Raw genomic sequence first — 23613 nt, forward strand, 5'->3', positions numbered from 1 at the left:
ATGCAACTGAACAAAGTGCTGAAAGGGCTGATGCTCGCTCTGCCGGTTATGGCAATCGCAGCGTGTTCTTCTAACAAGAACGCAAGCAACGACCAGAGCGGCGAAGGCATGCTGGGTGCCGGCACTGGTATGGACGCTAACGGCGGCGGCAACATGTCTTCTGAAGAGCAGGCTCGTCTGCAGATGCAGCAGCTGCAACAGAACAACATCGTGTACTTCGATCTGGACAAGTACGACATCCGTTCTGACTTCGCTGCAATGCTGGACGCGCACGCTAACTTCCTGCGTAGCAACCCGTCTTACAAAGTCACCGTAGAAGGTCACGCTGACGAACGTGGTACCCCGGAATACAACATCTCCCTGGGTGAGCGTCGTGCTAACGCTGTTAAAATGTACCTGCAGGGTAAAGGCGTTACCGCTGACCAGATCTCTATCGTTTCTTACGGTAAAGAAAAACCTGCAGTACTGGGCCATGACGAAGCGGCTTACGCTAAAAACCGTCGTGCCGTACTGGTTTACTAAGAGAATTGCATGAGCAGTAACTTCAGACATCATCTGATGAGTCTGTCGTTACTGGTTGGCATAGCGGCCCCCTGGGCCGCTTTTGCTCAGGCGCCAATCAGTAGTGTCGGCTCAGGCTCGGTCGAAGACCGTGTCACCCAACTTGAGCGTATTTCTAATGCTCACAGCCAGCTTTTAACTCAGCTTCAGCAGCAACTTTCTGATAACCAGTCCGATATTGATTCCCTGCGCGGTCAGATCCAGGAAAGCCAGTATCAGCTGAGCCAGATGGTGGAACGCCAGAAGCAGATGCAGTCGCAGCTTGATGGTCTGAGCAGCGGTGGTGCCGCCGCACAGCCAGCGACAGGCGATCAAACAGGCGCAGCGACCGCGACGCCGGACGCCGGGGCGCAAACGCCATCAGCGCCGGTACAGAGCGGTGATGCCAATACGGATTACAATGCTGCTATTGCGCTGGTGCAGGATAAGTCCCGTCAGGATGAAGCCATTACCGCGTTCAGCAACTTCGTTAAAAATTACCCGGATTCCACTTACCAGCCGAACGCGAATTACTGGCTTGGTCAGCTGAATTACAACAAGGGTAAAAAGGATGATGCGGCGTTTTATTTTGCCTCCGTGGTGAAAAATTACCCGAAATCACCGAAAGCGCCGGACGCGATGTTTAAAGTCGGCGTGATCATGCAAGACAAAGGGGACACTGCGAAAGCCAAAGCGGTTTATCAGCAGGTGATCAGCAAGTACCCCGGCACTGAAGGCGCAAAACAAGCGCAAAAACGACTTAGCGCGATGTAATGAATGCTGCATGACCAGAAATCGCGGAATTTCTGGTCTTGTCGCATGAATCATAAGCAGTTAAGTGATCTATATCGAAATTTTTGTTGCGCCAGATTCATAAACCAGTAATATATGCCGCCGTTGCCACGGGATATGAGACATACCTGAAGCAGCGCAAAAAAGCGTTATAGTGGGTCGTTAGCTCAGTTGGTAGAGCAGTTGACTTTTAATCAATTGGTCGCAGGTTCGAATCCTGCACGACCCACCAATCTTTCGATTGAACGCAGTAGTAACAGAATGATGAGTAATTTGAGTGGGTGATTAGCTCAGTTGGTAGAGCATCTCCTTTACACGGAGGGGGTCGGCGGTTCGAGCCCGTCATCACCCACCACTCGGGTCGTTAGCTCAGTTGGTAGAGCAGTTGACTTTTAATCAATTGGTCGCAGGTTCGAATCCTGCACGACCCACCAATACTCAGGTGGAAAGCAGTAGTTAAACGTGAAGGATAACGTTGCGACAGCAACGGCCCGAAGGGCGAGGCGAAGCCGAGTCATCCTGCACGACCCACCAATCATTCTTGCCTGATTTAAATCTTCGAAGTCAACACCCTGAATGGGTCGTTAGCTCAGTTGGTAGAGCAGTTGACTTTTAATCAATTGGTCGCAGGTTCGAATCCTGCACGACCCACCAATTCATCGGTGGACCATGATAGTGAGACGTGAAGGATAACGTTGCGACAGCAACGGCCCGAAGGGCGAGGCGAAGCCGAGTCATCCTGCACGACCCACCACTTCGAAGAAAATCCCCTAAGGGGTCGTTAGCTCAGTTGGTAGAGCAGTTGACTTTTAATCAATTGGTCGCAGGTTCGAATCCTGCACGACCCACCACTCTTTAAGCAACAAAACAGTAATAAAGCGTGAAGGATAACGTTGCGACAGCAACGGCCCGAAGGGCGAGGCGAAGCCGAGTCATCCTGCACGACCCACCAATGTAGAAAGGCGCCCTAAAGGCGCCTTTTTGCTATGCGCGAAATGCAGGTTTTTTGCCGGGTGGCGCTGCGCTTACCGGGCCTACAGCGTACGTGTAGGCCCGGCAAGCTTGCGCCGCCGGGCGTATACCTCTTCCCGCAAAAAAACGTCCGCCAGCATCGTTATCTCTGTGACTTTCCCCTGCGAATCGGCTATCTTGTTTAGCATATAAAACACAGCTGGTTTTTGATAAGCAATTTATCGCTTTATGAACCGATATTTGTTAAGTCAGCAAAACGAGAAAGCCACATGAGCGTGATGTTCGATCCGGAAACCGCGATTTATCCCTTTCCGCCAAAGCCTGCGCCCTTAAACCATGATGAAAAACAGGCGTACCGCGAAGAAATTAAACGTCTTCTGAAAGCGCGGGATGCAGTGATGGTGGCCCATTACTACACCGACCCGGAAATCCAGCAGCTGGCGGAGGAAACCGGCGGCTGTATTTCTGATTCGCTGGAGATGGCGCGCTTTGGCGCAAAACATCCTGCCTCAACGCTGCTGGTCGCGGGCGTCCGCTTTATGGGTGAAACCGCCAAAATTCTCAGCCCGGAAAAAACCATCCTCATGCCAACCCTTCAGGCAGAATGCTCGCTGGATCTAGGCTGCCCTGCGGATGAATTCAGCGCCTTCTGCGACGCCCATCCGGATCGCACCGTGGTGGTGTATGCCAACACCTCTGCCGCCGTCAAAGCACGCGCCGACTGGGTGGTGACCTCCAGCATCGCCGTTGAGCTGATCGAGCATCTCGACAGCCTCGGAGAGAAAATCCTCTGGGCGCCGGACCGGCATCTCGGCAACTATGTACAAAAACAGACCGGCGCAGATGTGCTGTGCTGGCAGGGGGCCTGTATCGTACATGATGAGTTTAAAACTCAGGCGCTGGCGCGCATGAAAGGATTGTATCCGGATGCGGCGATCCTTGTGCATCCGGAATCCCCGCAGGCGGTGGTGGAGATGGCTGACGCGGTGGGATCTACCAGCCAGCTGATTGCCGCTGCGAAAACGCTGCCGCAAAAACAGCTGATTGTGGCCACCGATCGCGGGATCTTTTATAAGATGCAGCAGGCCGTGCCGGAAAAGGAACTGCTGGAAGCGCCGACCGCAGGCGAGGGGGCAACCTGCCGCAGCTGTGCGCACTGTCCGTGGATGGCGATGAACGGCCTGAAGGCTATCGCTGACGGCCTCAGAAGCGGTGGCGCTGAGCATGAGATCCATGTTGACGCCGCGCTGCGTGAAGGCGCTCTCAGGCCGTTAAACCGCATGCTGGATTTTGCAGCTACACTACGTTCATCAACGTAAACAATCATTTGGGGAAAAGATGGATTTTTTTAGCACGCAGAACATTCTGGTTCACATCCCGATTGGCGCGGGTGGCTATGATTTATCATGGATCGAGGCGGTGGGCACCCTGGCGGGATTGCTCTGTATCTGGCTCGCCAGCCTGGAAAAAATCAGCAACTACGCGTTTGGTTTAATCAACGTCACGCTGTTTGCGATTATTTTCTTCCAGATCCAGCTCTACGCCAGCCTGTTATTACAACTGTTTTTCTTCGCCGCCAATATTTACGGATGGTACGCCTGGTCACGGCAAACCACGCAAAACGAAGCCGTACTGCAAATCCGCTGGCTACCGCTGTCGAAGGCTATCACGTGGCTTGCGGTCTGCGTCGTCGCAATCGGTCTGATGACAGTGTGGATCAACCCGGTCTTCGCGTTCTTAACGCGTATCGCCGTGGCGCTGATGCAGAGCCTTGGGCTTAACGTGGCGATGCCTGAACTTCAGCCGGACGCCTTCCCGTTCTGGGATTCCTGCATGATGGTGCTGTCCATCGTGGCAATGATCCTGATGACGCGCAAGTACGTGGAAAACTGGCTGCTATGGGTGGTAATCAACGTCATAAGCGTGGTCATCTTCGCCCGCCAGGGCGTCTATGCCATGTCGCTGGAATATCTGCTGCTGACGTTTATTGCCCTGAACGGCAGCCGGATGTGGATCAAAAGCGCACGCGAGCGAGGCTCACGCGCGCTCAGCCACTAATGATGATGATGTGAATGGCCGGACTGCTGCGTATTCAGCTGGCAGTCCGGTCCGCTACAGGGCTGATACTCCATCTGCACGGTAGCGTGCTCAATCTCATAATGATGCGCCAGAAAGTGCTGAATACGCGACAGCAGCGCATCATGATCGTGCGGCGGTATCACCTGCACGTGCAGCGTCATCACCGTCTTTTCACCAATCGTCCACACATGCACATGGTGCGCGTCGCGAACTTCCGGTATATCCCGGCGCAGATGGCGCTTGAGGGCATTAATATCCAGCGACACCGGCGCGCCTTCCAGTAATTCATTGACGCTTTCCCGTAACAGCTGCCACGCGCTGCGCAACACCAGACAGGACACCAGCACCGACAGGATAGGGTCGGCAGGCGTCCAGCCCGTCCACAGGATCACCACCGCGGCAACAATTGCCCCGACCGAACCCAGCAGATCGCCCAGCACATGCAGGGCAGCGGCCCGCACATTCAGATTTTTTTCCGAACTGCCCCGGTGCAGGATCCAGAATGCCAGCAGATTGGCGACCAGACCGGCGACAGCAATCGCCATCATGGTGACGCCCGCTACCGGCTGCGGATGACGGAAACGCTGGTATGCTTCCCAGACAATAAGCAGAGTGATCACCACCAGCGCAATGGCGTTCACAAAGGCCGCCAGGGTGGTCAGCCGCAGCCAGCCAAAGGTGTGTCGGCCGCTGGGTGGCTTACGGGCAAATCCCACTGCCAGCAGGGCGAAGAGCAGGGCGGCGGAGTCGGTCAGCATATGCCCGGCGTCGGCAAGCAGCGCCAGCGAGCCGGAAACCAGGCCACCCACGACTTCAATGATCATAAACAGGGTGGTGACGCCAAACGCCAGCAGTAAACGGCTTCCGTTTTCATCGGCAGGCGGGTGAGAATGAGAGTGCGAATGCGCCATTTTTATAATTCCGGCATGGTTAATAATCAGCGCCTTACATCATTACAGATTTTTTTGTTTTCAGCACAAAAAAGGAGAGCCGAAGCTCTCCTCTTTATCAACTTATGGCTGTCAGTTACTGGGACGTGCCATCAGTTTTGGTGTTGGTATCGTTATTCACACCGTCGCCGGTCTGAACTTTTTCATTAATGTCCGGGCATTTGCCGTCTTTACACTGGGTATTTTTGTGGATGTCGTCTTTACTCATCGTCTCGCCAGAGGCGCTGGTGTTGCCGCCAGTCATACCCGGCGCTGTAGTACCGGTGGTGGTATTGGTGCCAGTTGCAGTATTGGTATTGCCGGTGTTGATGTCTTTATTACCCACACTGTTTGGCGCAACATTCTGATGAGCATCCGGGGCAACCTGACCCGCGCTCGCTGCCGCATTCGCGTTGCCGTTGTTATCGGAAGAAGCAGCATCCGCCGCCAGTGCTGCGCCGCTGGCCAGCGTTAATGTCGTCGTCAGGAAAAGTGCAGTTAATTTAGTCATTTTCATCATATTGCTCCTGTGCTCGTCATTTGATTGGACAATGGGTCCAACAGTGCAGATGTGATACGAATTCATCGCCCAGTGGTGAAAGATGCCAAATCCAGCCGGTAAGGCAGAATGGGATCTCGTTAAAACAAACAAATAAAGTGCTTACAGTAAAAAAGTTTAGCTACGAACCCGATGTTCGCTACTATCTGGAGCTTTTTAGCTGGTTTTCAGGAATTATCCGTATCAAGTGTAAAAGCGCGTTTACACTTTAATGCCGAGCAGTTAGATTGGGAGTATTGCAATCACTTCTATTTGTATGGCAAAGCTGGGATCCCCATGAATTATCAGAACGACGACTTACGTATTAAAGAAATCAACGAGTTATTACCCCCGGTTGCACTCCTTGAAAAATTTCCTGCGACAGAAACGGCTGCCAATACCGTCTCCCACGCCCGTAAAGCGATCCATAACATCCTTAGCGGTCACGATGACCGTTTGCTGGTGGTGATCGGCCCCTGTTCCATCCACGATCCCCAGGCTGCGAAAGAGTATGCCGCCCGCCTGCTGGCGCTGCGCGATGAACTGAAAGGCGAGCTGGAAGTGGTGATGCGTGTTTATTTTGAAAAACCGCGTACCACAGTGGGCTGGAAAGGGCTGATTAACGATCCGCATATGGACAACAGCTTCCAGATCAACGACGGCCTGCGTATCGCCCGTAAGCTGCTGCTGGATATTAACGACACCGGTCTGCCGGCGGCGGGGGAGTTTCTGGATATGATCACGCCGCAGTACGTGGCGGATCTGATGAGCTGGGGCGCTATAGGCGCGCGTACGACGGAATCCCAGGTGCACCGTGAGCTGGCATCGGGTCTTTCATGTCCGGTGGGCTTCAAAAACGGCACCGACGGTACCATTAAAGTGGCCATTGACGCCATTAATGCCGCCGGTGCGCCGCACTGCTTCCTGTCTGTGACCAAATGGGGTCATTCGGCGATCGTGAACACCAGCGGTAACGGCGACTGCCATATCATTCTGCGCGGCGGCAAAGAGCCGAACTACAGCGCGCGCCATGTGGCTGAAGTGAAAGAGGGGCTGGTTAAGGCCGGGCTGCCGCCGCAGGTGATGATCGACTTCAGTCACGCCAACTCCAGCAAGCAGTTTAAACGTCAGATGGACGTGGGTGCAGACGTCTGCCAGCAAATTGCGGGCGGTGAAAAAGCCATTATGGGCGTGATGATCGAAAGCCATCTGGTGGAAGGGAATCAGAGCCTGGAAAGCGGCGAACCCCTGGTATATGGCAAGAGCGTTACCGATGCCTGCATCGGTTGGGAAGATACCGGCGTGGTGCTGCGTCAGTTAGCGGAAGCGGTGAAAGCGCGTCGCGGCTGATCGGCCAATCTGCACTCTGCAGACCCGGCGCCTGCCGGGTTTTTTATATTCGCACCCCAAGCACGGGTGGGCGAAAAATGATAATTGTGAAAATTATCATATTGCCATGTCAAAGAATGATAATAGCCGTGCCCCAGTGATTATCACCTTTTGCTGCCTTCAGATACTCTTGAGTTAATTCACAGGAAGGGACACGCCATAAATATCCTTTCTGCTGAATGACCGCATTAATTACTGTTTCCGGTATCAGGGATCTTATAAGGATATTTATGATGAGCGGTGCAATGAGTGCTTTAGAAAAAGTGATATTGCCGGTGGCGATAAAGCTGGGAAAACAGGTTCACGTTAACGCCATAAAAAATGGTTTTATTCGCTTAATGCCGTTAACGCTGGTGGGGGCGATGTTTGTCCTGATTAATAATGTGTTACTGAATTTTGGCGAAGGGTCGTTTTTCTGGTCGCTGGGGATCCATCTGGATCAGGAAACGATAACCCGGCTTGATGCATTTAAGGTGATCGGCGGCAGCGTTTATAACGGTACCCTGGGCATTATGTCGCTGTTAACGCCGTTCTTTATCGGCATGGCGCTGGCGGAGGAACGAAAGGTGGATGGACTCGCCGCCGGGTTGTTATCGATTGCGGCGTTCATGACCGTAACGCCTTACCAGGTCGGTGACGTGGCTGCGATTGGCCCGGGCTGGCTCGGTGGCGCGAATATTATTTCCGGGATGATTATCGGCCTTGCGGTTGGCGAAATGTTCGCTTTTATCATTCGCCGCCAGTGGGTTATCACCCTGCCGGACAGCGTTCCGGCTTCCGTGGCGCGGTCGTTCACGGCGTTGGTGCCCGGATTTATCATTTTACTGATCATGGGGCTGATAAGCGGCGGATTATCGCTGGCGGGTACGCATTTTCACCAGATCATTATGAGTATGGTTTCCACGCCTCTGGCCTCTCTGGGCGGCATAGTCGGCTGGGCATATGTCATCTTTAACTCTTTGCTGTGGTTTTTCGGTGTTCACGGTGGGCTGGCATTAACTGCGCTGAACAGTGGTATTCTTGGGCCGTGGGGTATGGAAAATATGGCCATTTATACCGAATATGGTTCTGTAGAGGCGGCACTGGCGGCGGGCAAAACCTTCCATTTCTGGACAGGGCCGATGATGGAATCCTATGTTTATCTGGGCGGTACGGGGGCCACGCTGAGCCTTATTTTTGCCATCTTTATTGCATCGCGGCGGGCAGATTATCGGCAGGTAGCGAAACTGGCATTACCTTCCGGCCTGTTCAATATCAACGAGCCTATTCTCTTTGGTCTGCCGATCATTATGAATCCGGTTCTGATGCTGCCTTTTGTGCTGATCCAGCCGTTGCTGGCGGGGATTACGCTTGCCGCTTATTCGCTGGGTTTGATCCCGCCCTCAACCAATTTTGCACCCTGGACGATGCCGCCAGGCTTAGGCGCTTTCTTTAATTCCAATGGCAGCATAGCGGCATTAATTCTCGCGCTGGTAAACCTGGTGTTGGCCACGCTGGTGTATTTACCTTTTGTTATTATCGCCAATAAGGCGCAGGGCGTGATTGCCGAAGAAGAAAGCGAGACCGACATCAGGGCAGCGCTGCAATTTTGAGGAAACGGTGATGGAAATTAATACCGTACAGGAAAGCCAGTTTTTGAAGGGTAATGATTTTTATTTTTTTATCCTTGATAAATCGACAAGCGTGAGCGGGCTGCACCAGCATGATTATTATGAATTTACGCTGGTACTGACTGGCCGCTGCCGTCAGGTCATTAATGGCAAATCAGTTTCTTTAAAGCGTGGTGACGTGGTTTTTATCCCGGTCGGATCGTCACATCAGACATTTTATGATTACGGCGTCGCGCGCATTTTAAATATGGGGATTGGTCGGCGCTATTTCGAAGCGCACTATTCCGCGATGCTACCGGTGTGTTTTGTGGCCTCGCAAAGTTATGCCATTGCACCAGCTTTTTTAACTTATATCGAATCCACGTTATCGTCTTTAAGTTTACAGCCGGGTGAATGTGATGAATTTAATAAGTTGTTGACCTATTACGTAGTGAATCATTTGCATCATTATGAACATCCTCAGTGTCAGCAGGATATTCCGGCGTGGCTGACGCGAGTGATCCGTGAGATGCATAATAAAACGCTGTTTGCCGATAACGCTCTGAAGAATATGGTGCGCCTGGCAGGGAAAACGCAGTCCTATCTGACGCGGGCTACGCAGTTTTATTATCACAAAACGCCAGGCCAGATCATTAATGAAATCCGCATCAATTTTGCTAAGCAGCAACTGGAAACCACTAATTTCTCGGTGGCCGATATTGCTTTCGATGCCGGATTCAGCAGCCCCGGCATTTTTATCAACAATTTTAAAAAAATCACCTCCTTCACGCCGGGACATTACCGTCGACAATTGGCAGGCCAGCCGACTAACGGAGCAACAGAGGAATAAGGATGAATAAATTAAAAGTAGTGACCATCGGTGGCGGCAGTAGTTATACCCCGGAATTAGTCGAAGGGTTTATCCGGCGCTATCATGAATTACCGATCGATGAGCTATGGCTGGTGGATATTGCCGAAGGAAAGGAAAAACTCGCGATCATCTGTGAGCTGTGTCAGCGCATGGTAGCCCGTGCCGGGCTGCCCATGAAAATCGTTCAAACTCTTGATCGCCGGGAAGCGTTGCGCGATGCCAGTTTTATCACTACCCAGTTTCGTGTCGGCCAGTTAGCGGCACGGGAAAAGGACGAACGCATCCCGCTTTCTCATGGTTATTTAGGCCAGGAAACCAACGGGGCGGGGGGGTTATTTAAAGGGCTACGCACCATTCCGGTGATTGTTGATATCATCAAGGATATTGAGGAAATCTGCCCCGATGCGTGGGTCATTAATTTCACTAATCCGGCGGGTATGGTCACTGAAGCGGTATATCGTCATACTCATTTCCGCCGCTTTATCGGTGTCTGTAATGTGCCGGTAGGAATGCACAGGTTTATTCAGGATATTTTATCCCTTGGCAAAACCGATCACCTCTCTCTTGATCTCTTTGGTCTTAACCATCTGGTATTTATCAAAGATGTTCTCGTTAATGGTCATTCCCGTTTTACGGAGGTGATCGACAAAGTGGCTTCCGGTAACTTTAGCGGCAGCACGGTAAAGAATATTTTTAGCCTGCCTTTTGCGGGAAGCCTTATCCGGGGGCTGAATTTACTGCCCTGTTCTTATCTTCTCTATTACTTTAAACATAAAGAGATGCTGGCCATTGAGCTTGGCGAATATTACAAAGGCGAAGTGCGCGCGCAGGCAGTGCAGAAACTTGAACGCCAGTTATTTAAGATCTATCAGGATCCAACCCTTGCAGTAAAACCCGCCGAACTGGAGGCGCGTGGCGGAGCGTATTATTCCGATGCCGCCTGTGAAGTGATTAATGCCATCTATAACGATAAGCAAAGTGAACATTATATAAACCTGCCGCATAACGGCCACGTTGAAAACATTCCTGATGACTGGGTGGTGGAAATGACCTTTCTGCTGGGGCGCAACGGAGGAACACCGCACCCGCGCCTTACCCGTTTTGACGATAAGACCATGGGGCTTATCCACACCATCAAGGGCTTTGAAATCGCCGCCGCCCGCGCCGCGCTGAACGGCAACCTCAATGATCTGTTACTCGCGCTCAACCTCAACCCACTGGTGAATTCTGACAGCGACGCCGAATTACTGGCGCGGGAGATGCTGCTGGCGCATCAGTCATATTTGCCGCAGTTTGCCGATGCTATCGCAACCTTTACTGCAACAAGGGAGGCGTAATGTGACGAATCTGTTAATTGTGAACGCCGACGATTTTGGCCTGAGCCAGGGGATTAACTACGGCATTATTGAAGCTCATCGTCACGGGGTGGTCAGTTCCACCACGGCTATGATGAATGCGCCTGCGATCGAACACGCAGCAGAAATCAGCGCAGATTTTCCGGCATTAGGCGTGGGGCTGCATTTCGTGCTCAGCTTTGGCGTGCCTCTAACGCCCATGACTTCGCTCGTCCGTGAAGGGCAGCTGGGCAAATGGCTGGTGCAACAGGCAACGCTGGGGCTGCTCGCCAGTGATGAGATTGCGGCGGAATTGCAGGCGCAATATCAGCGCTTTATCTCCTTGTTTGGTTATCCACCAGTGCATATCGACAGCCATCATCACGCCCATTTTATCCCTCCGGTCTGGGCACAGGTGGTGTCGTTTGCCCGTGAGAAAAACATCCCGCTACGCATCGATCGCGAGGCGCTTCACCGGCAGGGGATCGTCCCGCAGGGTGTGCGCAGTACCGACGGTTTTATCGGTGATTTTTATGCTGATAACGTTTCAGCGCAGGCTTTTCTCTTAGCGCTGTCGCAGTCAAAAGCGCGCGGTGAGCGTTCAGTTGAGCTGATGTGCCATCCGGGTTATGTGGATCAAGGGGTCAAACAGAGCCGCTATTGCGATCAGCGGCTGGACGAACTGGCGGTATTGACCACAGCGTCACTCAGGCAAGCCGTGGAAGCCCAGGGTTACTGGCTGGGAAACTATGGTGATCTGGCGCAGATCGATGCATGAGACGGCAACGAAACCGGATAGCCATGCGGTTTGTAAATAACGCTTATAACAGGTAATGCCGTCGCTAAAAAAGCGTGGGAAGGTCCCACGCTTTTTTTATTACTTCGCTTTACCCTGGTTAGCGACTGCCGCCGCTTTTGCAGCGATTTCGTCAGCGTTACCCAGGTAGTAGCGTTTCAGCGGTTTGAAGTTCTCGTCAAACTCATACACCAGCGGTACGCCGGTCGGGATGTTCAGTTCGAGGATCTCGTCTTCGCTCATGTTATCCAGGTATTTCACCAGCGCGCGCAGGGAGTTACCATGCGCCGCAACGATCACACGCTCACCGGACTTCATGCGCGGCAGAATGGATTCGTTCCAGAACGGGATCACGCGATCGATGGTCAGCGCCAGGCTCTCGGTGGTCGGCAGTTCTTTGTCAGTCAGTTTTGCGTAGCGCGGATCGTGGCCCGGGTAACGCTCATCATCTTTGGTCAGCTCCGGCGGGGTTACCGCAAAGCCGCGACGCCACTGCTTAACCTGCTCGTCACCGTATTTTTCAGCGGTTTCAGCTTTGTTCAGGCCCTGCAGCGCACCGTAGTGACGCTCGTTCAGTTTCCAGGATTTTTCAACCGGCAGCCAGGCCTGGTCGAGCTCGTCCAGTACGTTCCACAGGGTGTGGATCGCGCGTTTCAGCACAGAAGTGTACGCAAAGTCGAAGCTGAAGCCTTCGCTTTTGAGCAGTTTACCTGCTGCTTTCGCTTCGCTGACGCCTTTTTCGGACAGGTCCACATCGTACCAGCCGGTAAAGCGGTTTTCGTTGTTCCACTGGCTTTCGCCATGACGAACCAGAACAAGCTTAGTAACTGCCATACTCTACTCCTCCAAAAACTGATTGAATGATAACAATTCTCATTATATTGCCCTGAGGTCGTCAGCGGCAACGCATAACCTTAACCATAGCGAAAATAGTCGCGCAGTGTAAGGTGCATGTGAATGCAGGGTTATGTTTTTGTCGGTAAACGGCGTTTATTTCAGCGATATGCGCAAAAAAGTTACGACAAAAAAGGGAAAGCCCGGCAGGCGTAACGCCGCCGGGCAAAGCGAACGGATCACGACGGAATAAACTGGTACTCGGTAATACTCAGATATTCCTCGCCCGGACGCAGAATACAATCCGGCTGCGGCCACTCCGGATGATTCGGGCTGTCCGGCAACAGCTCGCTTTCCAGCGCCAGCCCCTGCCAGGCCTCATACGCTTTCAGCTCGCGCGACGGCGTCCCTTCGAGGAAGTTACCGGAATAGAACTGCAACGCCGGGGCGGTGGTATAGACCGACATCTGCAGGCGGTTATCGCTGGACCATAAATGCGCCGCAGGCTGGCTGAGGTCGCCTTTCGCCTGCAGTAAAAAGGCGTGGTCGTAACCCTTCACCTTTTTCTGATCGTCATCGCTGAGGAAATCCTGCGCCAGGGTTTTAGGGCGGCGGAAATCAAAGCTGGTCTGATCAACGGCTTTCAGGCCACTCTCCGGAATGCCGTCTTCGCCCACCGGCAGATAGTGATCCGCCAGCAGTTGCAGGCGGTGCTGACGCACGTCTCCCTGCGCGCCATCCAGATTGAAATACGCGTGGTTAGTGAGGTTCACCGGGCACGGCTTGTCGGTCGTCGCACGATATTCAATGCGGATACGGTTGTCGTCCGTCAGACGGAACAGGGCGCTGGCGGTGAGATTGCCGGGAAAACCCTGATCGCCGTCCGGCGAGTCGATGGAGAACAGCACTTCGCTGTCGTTCTGCCGCACAATGCGCCAACGGCGCTTGTCAAAGCCCTGCGGCCCGCCGTGCAGCTGGTTTTCGCCCTGGCTTGGCAGCAGTTGATATTCCTGCCCGTCGAGGCGGAAACGGCTTTTGCTGATGCGGTTAGCATAGCGTCCGACAGACGCGCCCAGATAGGCGGTCTGCTCCGGGTAGGTCTGCGGCGTACGGCAGCCGAGCAGGGTTTCACGCACCGAGCCATCCGGCAGCGGCACGCGCGCGGAGAGCAGGGTTGCGCCCCAGTCCATCAGCGTCACCACCATCCCTGCGCCATTGCGCAGGGTGATCAGACGATAAGCCAGCCCGTCCGGGGCCAGCGCAGGCGTTTCGTTTAGCACTGTCCTGCCCCCTGTGATGCTTTGCAAACGTAGAAGGTTTCTTTGATGCCGGTTTTCGCTTCGTACTGTTCCGCCACGGCTTTCTGCACTTCCGGCACCATCGCTTCCGGTACCAGCGCCACGATGCAGCCACCGAAGCCGCCGCCGGTCATACGCACGCCGCCTTTGTCGCCAATGGTCGCTTTGACGATGTCCACCAGGGTGTCGATCTGCGGCACGGTGATTTCGAAATCGTCACGCATAGAGGCATGGGATTCCGCCATCAGCTCACCCATACGGGTCAGATCGCCTTTTTCCAGCGCGCTGGCCGCTTCCACGGTACGCGCGTTTTCAGTCAGCACATGGCGAACGCGTTTCGCCACCAGCGGATCCAGTTCATGGGCCACGGCATTAAACTGCTTCAGCGAGACATCACGCAGTTTCGGCTGCTGGAAGAAACGCGCGCCGATTTCACACTGCTCGCGGCGGGTGTTGTACTCGCTGCCCACCAGTGTGCGCTTGAAATTACTGTTGATGATGACCACCGCCACGCCTTCCGGCATGGAGACGGCTTTGGTGCCCAGCGAACGGCAGTCGATCAGCAGCGCGCTGCCTTCTTTACCCAGGGCAGAGATCAGCTGATCCATAATGCCGCAATTACAGCCGACAAACTGGTTTTCCGCCTCCTGACCGTTGAGCGCGATTTGCGCGCCATCAAGGGGCAGGTGATACAACTGCTGGAATACGGTGCCGACCGCCACTTCCAGCGAGGCCGATGAACTCAGGCCCGCGCCCTGGGGCACGTTGCCGCTGATCACCAGATCCGCGCCGCCGAAGCTGTTGTCACGCTGTTGCAGATGCTTCACCACGCCGCGCACATAGTTAGACCACTGCTGGCTGTCGTGGGCCACAATGGGCGCATCCAGGGAAAATTCATCTGACTGATTGTCGTAATCGGCGGCAATTACCCGCACGGTACGATCCTGACGCGGCGCGCAGCTGATCACCGTCTGGTAATCAATGGCGCACGGCAGCACGAAGCCATCGTTATAGTCGGTGTGCTCCCCGATCAGATTCACGCGGCCCGGCGCCTGAATGGTATGAGTTGCAGGGTAGCCGAATTTTTCAGCAAACAGGGATTGTGTTTTATCTTTCAGAGGCATTGTTATTCTCCGGATGCACGAAAATGGATATCACTGACCGCGCGCAGACGTTCGGCGGCCTGTTCAGCCGTCAGGTCACGCTGGGTTTCGGCCAGCATTTCATAGCCGACCATAAACTTACGCACCGTCGCGGAGCGCAGCAGCGGCGGATAGAAGTGCGCATGCAACTGCCAGTGTTGGTTTTCTTCACCGTTGAACGGCGCGCCGTGCCAGCCCATGGAGTAGGGGAAAGAGCACTGGAACAGGTTGTCGTAACGGCTGGTCAATTTCTTCAGGCACAGCGCCAGATCGCTGCGCTGGGCGTCCGTCAGGTCGGTAATACGCAGAACGTGCGCTTTTGGCAGCAGTAACGTCTCGAACGGCCATGCCGCCCAGTAGGGCACCACGGCCAGCCAGTGCTCGGTTTCCACCACGGTGCGGCTACCGTCGGCCTGTTCGCGCTGCACATAATCCAGCAGCATCGGCGACTGGCGCTCGTCGAAATAGGCTTTCTGCAGGCGATCTTCCCGCTCCACTTCGTTCGGCAGGAAGCTGTTCGCCCACACCTGGCCGTGCGGATGCGGGTTAGAGCAGCCCATGGCCGCGCCTTTATTTTCAAACACCTGCACCCACGGGTAGTTTTTTCCCAGATCGGCGGTCTGCGCCTGCCAGGTTTTGACCACCTCTTCCAGCGCCGGCAGGCTTAACTCCGGCAGCGTTTTGCTGTGATCCGGCGAGAAGCAGATCACCCGGCTGACGCCGCGCGCGCTCTGGGTGCGCATCAGCGGATCGGTACTTTCCGGCGCTTCCGGGGTATCGCTCATTAGTGCGGCAAAATCGTTGGTAAACACGAAGGTGCCGGTGTACTGCGGGTTTTTATCCCCCGTCACGCGCGTGTTGCCCGGACAGAGGAAGCAGTCAGGATCGTGAGACGGCAGGGTTTCCTGCGACGGCGTCTCCTGTGCGCCCTGCCACGGACGTTTGGCACGATGCGGTGAAACTAAAATCCATTGCCCGGTAAGCGGGTTATAACGTCGATGCGGATGATCGACCGGGTTAAATTGCGTCATCACTATTCCTTAATCTGCATATCCCTGCGGATGGCGTGACTGCCAGCGCCAGGTATCTTCAGCCATTTCGTCCAGTGTGCGGGTGACTCGCCAGTTCAGTTCTTTATCAGCACGGCTGGCATCGGCCCAGTAAGCGGGAAGATCGCCATCGCGACGCGGGGCAAAGTGGTAGTTAATGGGTTTACCGCAGGCTTTGCTGAAAGCGTTGACCACGTCCAGCACGCTACTGCCGACGCCCGCGCCGAGGTTGTAAATATGCACGCCGGATTTACCTGCCAGCTGCTGCATGGCCGCCACATGACCGTCTGCCAGATCCATAACGTGAATGTAATCGCGCACGCCGGTACCGTCTTCCGTCGGGTAGTCGTTACCGAAAATCGCCAGCGACTCGCGACGGCCTACCGCCACCTGGGCGATGAACGGCATCAGGTTGTTCGGTATACCCTGCGGATCTTCCCCCATATCGCCCGACGGATGCGCGCCGACCGGGTTGAAGTAGCGCAGCAGCGCGATGCTCCACTCCGGCTGCGCTTTTTGCAGGTCGGTGAGGATCTGCTCCACCATCAGCTTGCTCTTGCCGTACGGGCTTTGTGGCGTGCCGGTGGGGAAGCTTTCAACATAAGGGATTTTAGGCTGGTCGCCGTAGACGGTGGCCGACGAGCTGAAAATGAAGTTTTTGACATTGGCCGCGCGCATGGCGCTAATCAGGCGCAGGGTGCCGTTGACGTTGTTGTCATAATATTCCAGCGGTTTGGCAACGGATTCGCCCACGGCTTTCAGACCGGCAAAGTGGATCACCGTATCCACGGCGTGATCGTGCAGGATCTCGGTCATCAGGGCTTCGTTACGAATATCCCCTTCAACGAAGGTAACGGATTTGCCCGCCAGCCGCTCGATCACCGGCAGCACGCTGCGCTTACTGTTACATAAGTTGTCGAGAATAATGACCTCGTGGCCGTTTTGCAGCAGTTGCACACAGGTGTGACTCCCAATGTAACCGCTACCACCAGTAACCAGAACTCGCATATGACACTCCATCAGGCGTATGTTATGTAATAAACATAGCATAACAGAGCGGGAAAAAGTGTGACATGACCGAAAATAGTGGAATCGTTTACACTAACGCATTTCAGGATCGCCGGCGCGTCAAAGGCTACTATAAATCAATAAGATAGTGGGGTGGCGCTGTAATTTGTCTGAAAGTGAGCGCCTGCCGGACAGCAGGCGCGCAAAGGTCAGCGCACGGCGGCGAGATGGTAACGGTATCCCTCGCCATCCGGCACAAATTCCAGCCGGTGCGTAATGCAGGCCGGGGCATCCGCGGCATGGTGGGAGACAAACAGTAACTGCGTTTCCCCTTCGCTAATCAGCACGTCCACAAAACGGCGCACCAGCTGGCGGTTAAGCGGATCCAGTCCCTGAAGCGGTTCATCCAGGATCAGCAAGGTTGGATGTTTCACCAGCGCACGCACGATCAGCGCCAGCCGCTGCTGCCCCCATGACAGGCTATGAAAGGGCGCGTCGGCGGTGCGGGCGTCAAAGCCCAGAATATCCAGCCACGCCTGCGCCAGCTTATGCTGCTTGTCCGACACCGCCTGATAGATGCCGATGGAATCAAAATAGCCGGACAAAATCACATTGCGTACGTTGGTGCTGACGCGGTAATCCAGATGCAGGCTGCTGCTGACATAGCCGATATGCTTTTTAATATCCCAGATGGTTTCGCCGCTGCCGCGACGCACGCCGAACAGCGTCAGATCGTTGCTGTAACCCTGCGGATGATCGCCGGTGATCAGATTCAGCAGCGTCGATTTACCAGCGCCGTTAGGCCCGGTGATCTGCCAGTGCTCGCCCGGTTTCACTGTCCAGCTCAGATGATTAATGATCGGCCTGTCATCATAAGAGACCACGCCGTCCCTGAGCACGATGCGCGGCGCTTCCGGCGGCAGGGCGTGGCGGGCGGAGGGGGCATCCGGCGGCGGCAGGGCGATGCCCTGTAGCCGTTCACTGTGCGCGAGCTGGGCGATCAGCGCCTGCTGCAACAGCGTCGCCTTTTCGCCGGTTTCCGCCAGCGCGCAGTCCACCACCACCCCGGCGTGCTGCACAAATTCGGGGATCTCATCAAAGCGGTTAAGCACCAGCACCAGCGTAATGCCCTGGCCGTTCAGCAGGGCGAGGTGTTCCGCCAGCTGTGCGCGGGATGCCACATCCAGCCCGTCAAAAGGCTCATCCAGGATCAGCAGTTCAGGGGAGGCCATCAGCGCCTGGCAGAGCAGGGTTTTTCGCGTCTCGCCGGTGGAAAGGTATTTGAAACGGCGATCGAGCAGGCCGCTGATGCCAAACTGCGCCGCCAGCGCTGCGCAGCGTTCGCTGTCTTTGATCTCGTCCTGGATGATGTCCGCGGTGGTGCGCCCGGTATCGGTCTCATCGGGACTTTGCATGTCGGTGTTATTGCGCTGCCACTCGTCGCTGACCAGTTTTTGCAGCTGTTCAAAGGAGAGACGGGTGACGCGGGCGTAGTCGCACTGGCGCTCGCCTTTCAGCAGCGGCAGTTCACCTGCCAGCGCGCGGGCAAGGGCGGATTTGCCGCTGCCGTTGCTGCCGACAAAGGCCCAGCTTTCCCCGGTGTGCAGGCACAAATCGGCGATCTGTAAGGTGCGGGTGTCGCTAATGCGAAACGTGCCTTGCGAAATATGCAATAAAGACATTGTGTATCCCGTTTTTTGCAGCAGAAAAATACAGAAATACGTGGCAGCGGACGCTTTGTCAATGCACTCAGCACAATGTCGCGACAATCACCTGGTCGGCGGCAAAACAGGCGATGACCTCGCTGTTTTCAGCCAGATCCTTCGCCTGTGCCTGGGGCAGGGTGGCGCACAGCGTCTGCCCGTCCGGGAGTGTCATCAGCACTTCGCACTGGGTTTCCCCGCGTTCGATATGGCTGACAGTCGCGGGTAGCTGATTATCCATGCCAGCCGCCACCGCCGGATCCTGTGTCAGCTTCACCCAGGGCGCTTTCAGCAATACCAGCACCTCTTTACCTTCCACCAGCCCGAGCCGGGCGCTGCTTTGCGCGGTGATCGCTACTTTCAGACGCGTGCTGCCATCCGCCAGCAATACCTCAATGGCGTGCTGCACCTGGTGGGATTCGCGGGCGACCACGGTGCCGAACCACTGATTGCGGGCGCTGGTTTGCAGGGAAAAACGTGAGATGGCCGCCAGCAGGCTGTCCAGCGGCAGGGCATCGTCGTCGCTCAACACATCAAAGGCTTTTTGCTGGATCTGCGCCAGCAGATCATAAAGCGCGATCAGCCGCTGTCCGTAACGGGTAAGCAGCGCGCCGCCGCCGCCCTTACCGCCGGTGGCGCGTTCCACCAGCGTCTGTTCGCTCAGCTGGTTCATCTCGTTGATGGCATCCCAGGCGCTTTTATAGCTGATGCCGGCGTTCTTCGCGCCCTGGCTGATGGAGCCGGTTTCGGCGATCTGTTTGAGCAGGGAAATGCGGCGCGGATCGGCAAAAAGCCGTTGCTGAAGTTTGAGAGTGAGGAGAATTTCGGCCTGCATAACAATGTCCTGGCAAATAGGGTATTGTGACGGAATTCGCCCCTGGCGCAACGGGCACCGCACAAAAGGGACGTGTAATTTTCGTGGATCGGGTTAGAATAAACGCTTAACTCACTGTGGAGTCGACCATGTTAGAATTATTAAAAAGTCTGGTATTTGCGGTCATCATGGTACCGGTGGTAATGGCGATCATTCTTGGCCTCATCTACGGCCTCGGTGAAGTCTTCAATATCTTTTCCGGCATCGGCCACAAAGATAAATCCAGACAATCACATTGATTTCAAAAAAAGCGCCCGCTCAGCGGGCGTTTTGCTATTCAGGATTTGCCCCCGCCTGCCGATAATTTCTCTGCCGCCCCGTTAACACCAGAGTAGTACCAATTAGTCCTGTAAATTTGTATGGCTATCGTTATATCATAAAGTATATAACGAAATGCACAGGAGTTAAAAAATGATCCGTACCGGTTTACGTCTGCTGGCAGGCGCCACGCTCTCCCTCTCACTGGCGGGCGCTGCGCTGGCCGATGAAAGTAAAATCACCGTATTTGCTGCCGCCTCGCTGACCAACGCGATGCAGGATATTGCCACGCAGTACAAAAAAGAGAAAAACGTTGAGGTGGTGTCGTCCTTTGCCTCATCGTCCACGCTGGCGCGGCAAATCGAAGCCGGTGCGCCCGCCGATCTGTTTATTTCTGCCGATCAGAAATGGATGGATTATGCGGTGGAGAAAAAGGCGATTGAAACCGACAGCCGCGAAACGCTGCTGGGTAACAGCCTGGTGGTGGTGGCGTCGAAAGCCAGCGCTCAGGGGCCGATCGCCATTAACGCGCAAACACAGTGGACAACCCTGCTGAACGGCGGCCGTCTTGCGGTAGGCGATCCGGAGCACGTTCCGGCAGGCATTTATGCCAAAGAGGCGTTACAAAAACTGGGCGCCTGGGATACGCTGTCGCCCAAACTCGCCCCGGCGGAAGATGTCCGCGGCGCGCTGGCGCTGGTGGAGCGTAACGAAGCGCCGCTCGGCATCGTTTACGGCTCTGATGCGGTGGCCAGTAAAGGCGTGAAAGTGGTGGGGACTTTCCCGGAAGATTCACACAAAAAAGTGGAATACCCGCTGGCGATTGTCGACGGTCATAAGAACGCGACGGTGAGCGCGTTTTACGACTATCTCAAAGGCCCGCAGGCTTCTGAAATCTTTAAACGTTATGGATTTACAACGCACCAATGATACTGACCGATCCCGAATGGCAGGCGGTTTTGCTGAGCCTGAAAATCTCATCCCTGGCCGTACTCTTTAGTCTGCCCTTTGGGATCTTCTTTGCCTGGCTACTGGTGCGCTGCACCTTTCCGGGCAAAGCGCTGCTCGACAGCCTGCTGCATCTTCCTCTTGTCCTGCCGCCGGTGGTGGTGGGCTATCTGTTGCTCATCAGCATGGGGCGGCGCGGGGTGATCGGCGGCTGGCTGCACGACTGGTTCGGCATCACCCTGGCGTTCAGCTGGCGCGGGGCGGTGCTGGCGGCAGCCGTGATGTCCTTTCCGCTGATGGTGCGCGCCATTCGCCTCGCGCTGGAAGGGGTGGACATCAAGCTGGAGCAGGCCGCCCGTACGCTGGGCGCCGGGCGCTGGCGTGTCTTTTTTACCATCACCTTACCGCTGACGCTGCCCGGCATTATCGTCGGTACGGTGCTGGCCTTTGCCCGTTCGCTGGGGGAATTTGGCGCGACTATCACTTTCGTCTCCAACATTCCCGGCGAAACGCGCACTATCCCTTCCGCCATGTACACGCTGATCCAGACGCCGGGCGGGGAAAGCGCCGCCGCGCGGCTGTGCGTGATCTCCATTGTGCTGGCGTTAATTTCACTGTTGATTTCTGAATGGCTGGCGCGCGTCAGCCGCGAACGGACGGGGCGCTGATCATGCTGGAACTTCACTTTACCCAGACGCTGGGCACGCACCGTTTAGAGATTAACGAAACCCTGCCTGCCCGCGGTATTACCGCCATTTTTGGCGTTTCCGGGGCCGGTAAAACCTCGCTGATTAACGCCATCAGCGGCCTGACGCGTCCGCAGCAGGGGCGCATTGTGCTGAATAATCGCGTGCTCAACGACGCCGAAAAGGGCATTTTCCTCGCCCCGGAAAAACGCCGCGTGGGTTATGTTTTTCAGGATGCGCGTCTGTTTCCGCACTATAAGGTGCGCGGTAATCTGCGCTACGGCATGGCGAAAAGCATGGCCGGACAGTTCGACAAGCTGGTGGAACTGCTCGGCATTGCGCCGCTGCTCGATCGGCTGCCGGGCACGCTCTCCGGCGGTGAAAAACAGCGGGTGGCGATTGGCCGCGCGCTACTCACCGAGCCGGAGCTGCTTCTACTCGACGAGCCGCTGGCCTCGCTGGATATGCCGCGCAAGCGTGAGCTGCTGCCCTACCTGCAACGGCTGGCACGGGAAATTCACATTCCGATGCTCTACGTCAGCCACTCGCTGGATGAGATCCTGCATCTGGCGGATAAAGTGATGGTGCTGGAGGGCGGGGCGGTGAAAGCCTTCGGCTCGCTGGAAGCGGTCTGGGGCAGTCGGGTGATGAATCCCTGGCTGCCGCCGGATCAGCAAAGCAGCGTGCTGAAGGTCAGCGTGCTGGAACATCATCCGCATTATGCGATGACCGCGCTGGCGCTGGGCGATCAGCATTTATGGGTCAACAGGCTGGATCGCCCGTTGCAGTCCACGCTGCGCATACGTATTCAGGCGACGGATGTTTCGCTGGTGCTGCAGCCGCCGCTAAACAGCAGCATTCGTAATATCCTGCGCGCGAAGGTGTTGCAGTGTCTGGACGATCAGGGGCAGGTTGAAGTGCAACTGGAGGTGGGCAGCCGGACGATCTGGGCGCGCATCAGCCCGTGGGCCAGGGATGAACTGGCGATCAAACCCGGCCTCTGGCTGTACGCGCAAATCAAAAGCGTGTCGATAACCGCCTGATCACAACAGATGTTTGTAGAGGTATTCGGCGATAGTCTCAGTGCTGTTATCGCCGATCACCACGTCCGCCCGCGCTTTAACCTCATCATCGGCATTGCCCATAGCGACGCCGGTGCCCGCCGCTTCCAGCATACTGATGTCATTATAGTTATCGCCAAAGGCGATCACGTCCTGCATGGACAGACCCTGCGCCGCCACCCACTGGGCAAGGCGTTTGCCTTTACTGTTGCCGCGCCGGGCGATATCCACCTGATCGTGCCATGAACGCTCGCACTCCAGCCCCAGCGTCTGCTCCACATGCAGCGCGAAGGCATTTAACTTATCGCTGTTTTCATCGGTCAGGGCGAATTTCCAGATGGCTTCCACCTCCTGCGCCGTCTGTTTCAGGGAGGCCACCTGCGTGAAGGTCGGGCGCTGGGCTTCCGGTAGGTTCAGCGCCCAGTTGCGGGTGCGGATCACATGGCCGGTGGGCTTTTCATACACCATCGCATCGTCAACATACATCAGGGCGTGCACCTCATGCTCATTCAGCATATCTATCAGTTGCAGCGCCTGATCGACCGGCAGCGGATCGGACTCCAGCACCTTTTTTGCATGATAATCATACAAGTAAGTGCCATTACAGCAAATTGCAGGTGTATCCAGCGCCAGTGCCTGATAAAAAGGATGGATGGCAACATGATGGCGACCGGTCACGATAATTAACTGATACCCGGCGGCTTTCGCACGGTTCATCGCCTCAAGCGTGGCGGGAAGCAGGGTTTTGCCGGGGGATAGTAAGGTGCCGTCTAAATCAAGAGCGATAACGCGCGAGGTCATGTCGTATTCCATATGAATGATGAGAAATCAGCTGCCGGAATGGTACACCCGATACGCGGGTGGACAAAATGCACGCGCAGAAATCCAGCATTCCCTGTTAAAAAAGACTATCCTGGTAATCT

The 23613-nt window shown here is 55.3% G+C and carries 23 protein-coding genes and 5 tRNA genes; 18 read left to right on the top strand and 10 right to left on the bottom strand.

All coding sequences use genetic code 11. The annotated features are described in order from the left end of the window. The 9 genes from pal (at nt 1) to pnuC (ending at nt 4362) form a co-directional block, all read left to right on the top strand. Nucleotides 1-522, top strand: a complete 522-nt coding sequence (gene pal, locus ACQUTD_RS18215; RefSeq protein ID WP_072567856.1) for a peptidoglycan-associated lipoprotein Pal — start codon at nt 1-3, stop codon at nt 520-522. 9 nt (nt 523-531) lie between these two features. Beyond that, a complete protein-coding gene (cpoB, locus tag ACQUTD_RS18220) occupies nt 532-1314 on the top strand; it encodes a cell division protein CpoB (protein ID WP_318364602.1) in 783 nt (260 codons plus the stop codon). Between the two features lie 174 nt (nt 1315-1488). Next, a tRNA-Lys gene (locus ACQUTD_RS18225) sits at nt 1489-1564 on the top strand. Between the two features lie 47 nt (nt 1565-1611). Beyond that, nucleotides 1612-1687, top strand: a tRNA-Val gene (locus ACQUTD_RS18230). Between the two features lie 3 nt (nt 1688-1690). Beyond that, nucleotides 1691-1766: transfer RNA gene (locus ACQUTD_RS18235), tRNA-Lys, on the top strand. Nucleotides 1767-1910: 144 nt separating this feature from the next. Then, nucleotides 1911-1986, top strand: a tRNA-Lys gene (locus ACQUTD_RS18240). Nucleotides 1987-2107: 121 nt separating this feature from the next. Continuing rightward, nucleotides 2108-2183, top strand: a tRNA-Lys gene (locus tag ACQUTD_RS18245). Between the two features lie 390 nt (nt 2184-2573). Next, complete coding sequence (nadA, locus tag ACQUTD_RS18250; protein ID WP_473276939.1) at nt 2574-3623, top strand: quinolinate synthase NadA; 1050 nt, start codon at nt 2574-2576, stop codon at nt 3621-3623. 19 nt (nt 3624-3642) lie between these two features. After that, nucleotides 3643-4362, top strand: a complete 720-nt coding sequence (gene pnuC, locus ACQUTD_RS18255; protein ID WP_318377676.1) for a nicotinamide riboside transporter PnuC — start codon at nt 3643-3645, stop codon at nt 4360-4362. Here the strand turns inward: pnuC and zitB are convergent. Both zitB and ACQUTD_RS18265 read right to left on the bottom strand, forming a co-directional pair. Beyond that, nucleotides 4359-5294 (bottom strand): CDF family zinc transporter ZitB, encoded by a 936-nt coding sequence (zitB, locus tag ACQUTD_RS18260; RefSeq protein WP_473276941.1) that lies wholly within the window; start codon nt 5292-5294, stop codon nt 4359-4361. The genes pnuC and zitB overlap by 4 nt on opposite strands. Nucleotides 5295-5409: 115 nt before the next feature. Then, complete coding sequence (locus tag ACQUTD_RS18265) at nt 5410-5829, bottom strand: protein YbgS (protein WP_321988755.1); 420 nt, start codon at nt 5827-5829, stop codon at nt 5410-5412. A 318-nt stretch (nt 5830-6147) separates the two neighbouring features. On the opposite strand from ACQUTD_RS18265, the gene aroG reads away from it, so the two are divergent. From aroG to chbG, 5 genes are all read left to right on the top strand, one after another. Beyond that, nucleotides 6148-7200, top strand: a complete 1053-nt coding sequence (gene aroG / locus ACQUTD_RS18270; RefSeq protein WP_473276944.1) for a 3-deoxy-7-phosphoheptulonate synthase AroG — start codon at nt 6148-6150, stop codon at nt 7198-7200. A 272-nt stretch (nt 7201-7472) separates the two neighbouring features. Then, complete coding sequence (gene chbC, locus ACQUTD_RS18275) at nt 7473-8831, top strand: PTS N,N'-diacetylchitobiose transporter subunit IIC (RefSeq protein ID WP_072567864.1); 1359 nt, start codon at nt 7473-7475, stop codon at nt 8829-8831. 10 nt (nt 8832-8841) lie between these two features. After that, nucleotides 8842-9678 carry a transcriptional regulator ChbR gene (chbR, locus tag ACQUTD_RS18280; RefSeq protein ID WP_072567865.1) on the top strand — a complete coding sequence of 279 codons (837 nt, stop codon included), beginning with the start codon at nt 8842-8844 and terminating at the stop codon, nt 9676-9678. A gap of 2 nt (nt 9679-9680) precedes the next feature. After that, nucleotides 9681-11036: a family 4 glycosyl hydrolase gene (locus tag ACQUTD_RS18285; protein WP_473276945.1), complete on the top strand. Its 1356-nt coding sequence runs from the start codon at nt 9681-9683 to the stop codon at nt 11034-11036. Between the two features lies 1 nt (nt 11037). Beyond that, nucleotides 11038-11811, top strand: coding sequence for a chitin disaccharide deacetylase (chbG, locus tag ACQUTD_RS18290; RefSeq protein WP_473276946.1), 774 nt, complete (start codon nt 11038-11040; stop codon nt 11809-11811). A 99-nt stretch (nt 11812-11910) separates the two neighbouring features. Here the strand turns inward: chbG and gpmA are convergent, their stop codons facing one another. The 7 genes from gpmA to modE all read right to left on the bottom strand — a co-directional run bounded on the left by gpmA (nt 11911) and on the right by modE (nt 19698). Further along, nucleotides 11911-12663 carry a 2,3-diphosphoglycerate-dependent phosphoglycerate mutase gene (gene gpmA, locus ACQUTD_RS18295; RefSeq protein WP_318376157.1) on the bottom strand — a complete coding sequence of 251 codons (753 nt, stop codon included), beginning with the start codon at nt 12661-12663 and terminating at the stop codon, nt 11911-11913. A gap of 239 nt (nt 12664-12902) precedes the next feature. Continuing rightward, on the bottom strand, nt 12903-13943 hold the full coding sequence (galM, locus tag ACQUTD_RS18300) for a galactose-1-epimerase (RefSeq protein ID WP_473276948.1): 1041 nt from the start codon (nt 13941-13943) through the stop codon (nt 12903-12905). After that, nucleotides 13937-15085, bottom strand: a complete 1149-nt coding sequence (gene galK / locus ACQUTD_RS18305; protein ID WP_473276950.1) for a galactokinase — start codon at nt 15083-15085, stop codon at nt 13937-13939. The genes galM and galK overlap by 7 nt, the downstream gene beginning before the upstream one ends. Before the next feature lie 2 nt (nt 15086-15087). Beyond that, the gene (galT, locus tag ACQUTD_RS18310; RefSeq protein WP_473276952.1) at nt 15088-16134 is read right to left on the bottom strand and encodes a galactose-1-phosphate uridylyltransferase; all 1047 of its coding nucleotides are present in this window, start codon (nt 16132-16134) and stop codon (nt 15088-15090) included. A 9-nt stretch (nt 16135-16143) separates the two neighbouring features. Next, nucleotides 16144-17160 (bottom strand): UDP-glucose 4-epimerase GalE, encoded by a 1017-nt coding sequence (galE, locus tag ACQUTD_RS18315; RefSeq protein ID WP_072567872.1) that lies wholly within the window; start codon nt 17158-17160, stop codon nt 16144-16146. Nucleotides 17161-17369: 209 nt separating this feature from the next. Further along, nucleotides 17370-18842, bottom strand: coding sequence for a molybdate ABC transporter ATP-binding protein ModF (modF, locus tag ACQUTD_RS18320; RefSeq protein ID WP_473276953.1), 1473 nt, complete (start codon nt 18840-18842; stop codon nt 17370-17372). A 67-nt stretch (nt 18843-18909) separates the two neighbouring features. Beyond that, on the bottom strand, nt 18910-19698 hold the full coding sequence (modE, locus tag ACQUTD_RS18325) for a molybdenum-dependent transcriptional regulator (protein WP_473276955.1): 789 nt from the start codon (nt 19696-19698) through the stop codon (nt 18910-18912). Nucleotides 19699-19826: 128 nt separating this feature from the next. On the opposite strand from modE, the gene ACQUTD_RS18330 reads away from it, so the two are divergent. From ACQUTD_RS18330 to modC, 4 genes are all read left to right on the top strand, one after another. After that, nucleotides 19827-19976, top strand: coding sequence for an AcrZ family multidrug efflux pump-associated protein (locus ACQUTD_RS18330; protein ID WP_072567875.1), 150 nt, complete (start codon nt 19827-19829; stop codon nt 19974-19976). A gap of 172 nt (nt 19977-20148) precedes the next feature. After that, nucleotides 20149-20925, top strand: a complete 777-nt coding sequence (gene modA / locus ACQUTD_RS18335; RefSeq protein WP_473276959.1) for a molybdate ABC transporter substrate-binding protein — start codon at nt 20149-20151, stop codon at nt 20923-20925. Further along, nucleotides 20922-21611, top strand: a complete 690-nt coding sequence (gene modB, locus ACQUTD_RS18340; RefSeq protein WP_321987146.1) for a molybdate ABC transporter permease subunit — start codon at nt 20922-20924, stop codon at nt 21609-21611. The genes modA and modB overlap by 4 nt, the downstream gene beginning before the upstream one ends. Before the next feature lie 2 nt (nt 21612-21613). Then, nucleotides 21614-22672, top strand: coding sequence for a molybdenum ABC transporter ATP-binding protein ModC (gene modC, locus ACQUTD_RS18345; protein ID WP_473277010.1), 1059 nt, complete (start codon nt 21614-21616; stop codon nt 22670-22672). On the opposite strand, the gene ACQUTD_RS18350 is transcribed toward modC, so the two are convergent. Next, nucleotides 22673-23491 carry a pyridoxal phosphatase gene (locus ACQUTD_RS18350; RefSeq protein WP_473276961.1) on the bottom strand — a complete coding sequence of 273 codons (819 nt, stop codon included), beginning with the start codon at nt 23489-23491 and terminating at the stop codon, nt 22673-22675. Between the last annotated feature and the right edge of the window lie 122 nt (nt 23492-23613).

The organism is Enterobacter sp. K510, from assembly GCF_055804875.1.

Bases quoted from the DNA above. Each gene is read 5' to 3' on its own strand.
- pal (WP_072567856.1), top strand. From the start codon at position 1: ATGCAACTGAACAAAGTGCTGAAAGGGCTGATGCTCGCTCTGCCGGTT.
- cpoB (WP_318364602.1), top strand. From the start codon at position 532: ATGAGCAGTAACTTCAGACATCATCTGATGAGTCTGTCGTTACTGGTT.
- nadA (WP_473276939.1), top strand. From the start codon at position 2,574: ATGAGCGTGATGTTCGATCCGGAAACCGCGATTTATCCCTTTCCGCCA.
- pnuC (WP_318377676.1), top strand. From the start codon at position 3,643: ATGGATTTTTTTAGCACGCAGAACATTCTGGTTCACATCCCGATTGGC.
- zitB (WP_473276941.1), bottom strand. From the start codon at position 5,294: ATGGCGCATTCGCACTCTCATTCTCACCCGCCTGCCGATGAAAACGGA.
- ACQUTD_RS18265 (WP_321988755.1), bottom strand. From the start codon at position 5,829: ATGAAAATGACTAAATTAACTGCACTTTTCCTGACGACGACATTAACG.
- aroG (WP_473276944.1), top strand. From the start codon at position 6,148: ATGAATTATCAGAACGACGACTTACGTATTAAAGAAATCAACGAGTTA.
- chbC (WP_072567864.1), top strand. From the start codon at position 7,473: ATGAGCGGTGCAATGAGTGCTTTAGAAAAAGTGATATTGCCGGTGGCG.
- chbR (WP_072567865.1), top strand. From the start codon at position 8,842: ATGGAAATTAATACCGTACAGGAAAGCCAGTTTTTGAAGGGTAATGAT.
- ACQUTD_RS18285 (WP_473276945.1), top strand. From the start codon at position 9,681: ATGAATAAATTAAAAGTAGTGACCATCGGTGGCGGCAGTAGTTATACC.
- gpmA (WP_318376157.1), bottom strand. From the start codon at position 12,663: ATGGCAGTTACTAAGCTTGTTCTGGTTCGTCATGGCGAAAGCCAGTGG.
- galK (WP_473276950.1), bottom strand. From the start codon at position 15,085: ATGCCTCTGAAAGATAAAACACAATCCCTGTTTGCTGAAAAATTCGGC.
- galT (WP_473276952.1), bottom strand. From the start codon at position 16,134: ATGACGCAATTTAACCCGGTCGATCATCCGCATCGACGTTATAACCCG.
- galE (WP_072567872.1), bottom strand. From the start codon at position 17,160: ATGCGAGTTCTGGTTACTGGTGGTAGCGGTTACATTGGGAGTCACACC.
- modF (WP_473276953.1), bottom strand. From the start codon at position 18,842: ATGTCTTTATTGCATATTTCGCAAGGCACGTTTCGCATTAGCGACACC.
- modE (WP_473276955.1), bottom strand. From the start codon at position 19,698: ATGCAGGCCGAAATTCTCCTCACTCTCAAACTTCAGCAACGGCTTTTT.
- ACQUTD_RS18330 (WP_072567875.1), top strand. From the start codon at position 19,827: ATGTTAGAATTATTAAAAAGTCTGGTATTTGCGGTCATCATGGTACCG.
- modA (WP_473276959.1), top strand. From the start codon at position 20,149: ATGATCCGTACCGGTTTACGTCTGCTGGCAGGCGCCACGCTCTCCCTC.
- modB (WP_321987146.1), top strand. From the start codon at position 20,922: ATGATACTGACCGATCCCGAATGGCAGGCGGTTTTGCTGAGCCTGAAA.
- modC (WP_473277010.1), top strand. From the start codon at position 21,614: ATGCTGGAACTTCACTTTACCCAGACGCTGGGCACGCACCGTTTAGAG.
- ACQUTD_RS18350 (WP_473276961.1), bottom strand. From the start codon at position 23,491: ATGACCTCGCGCGTTATCGCTCTTGATTTAGACGGCACCTTACTATCC.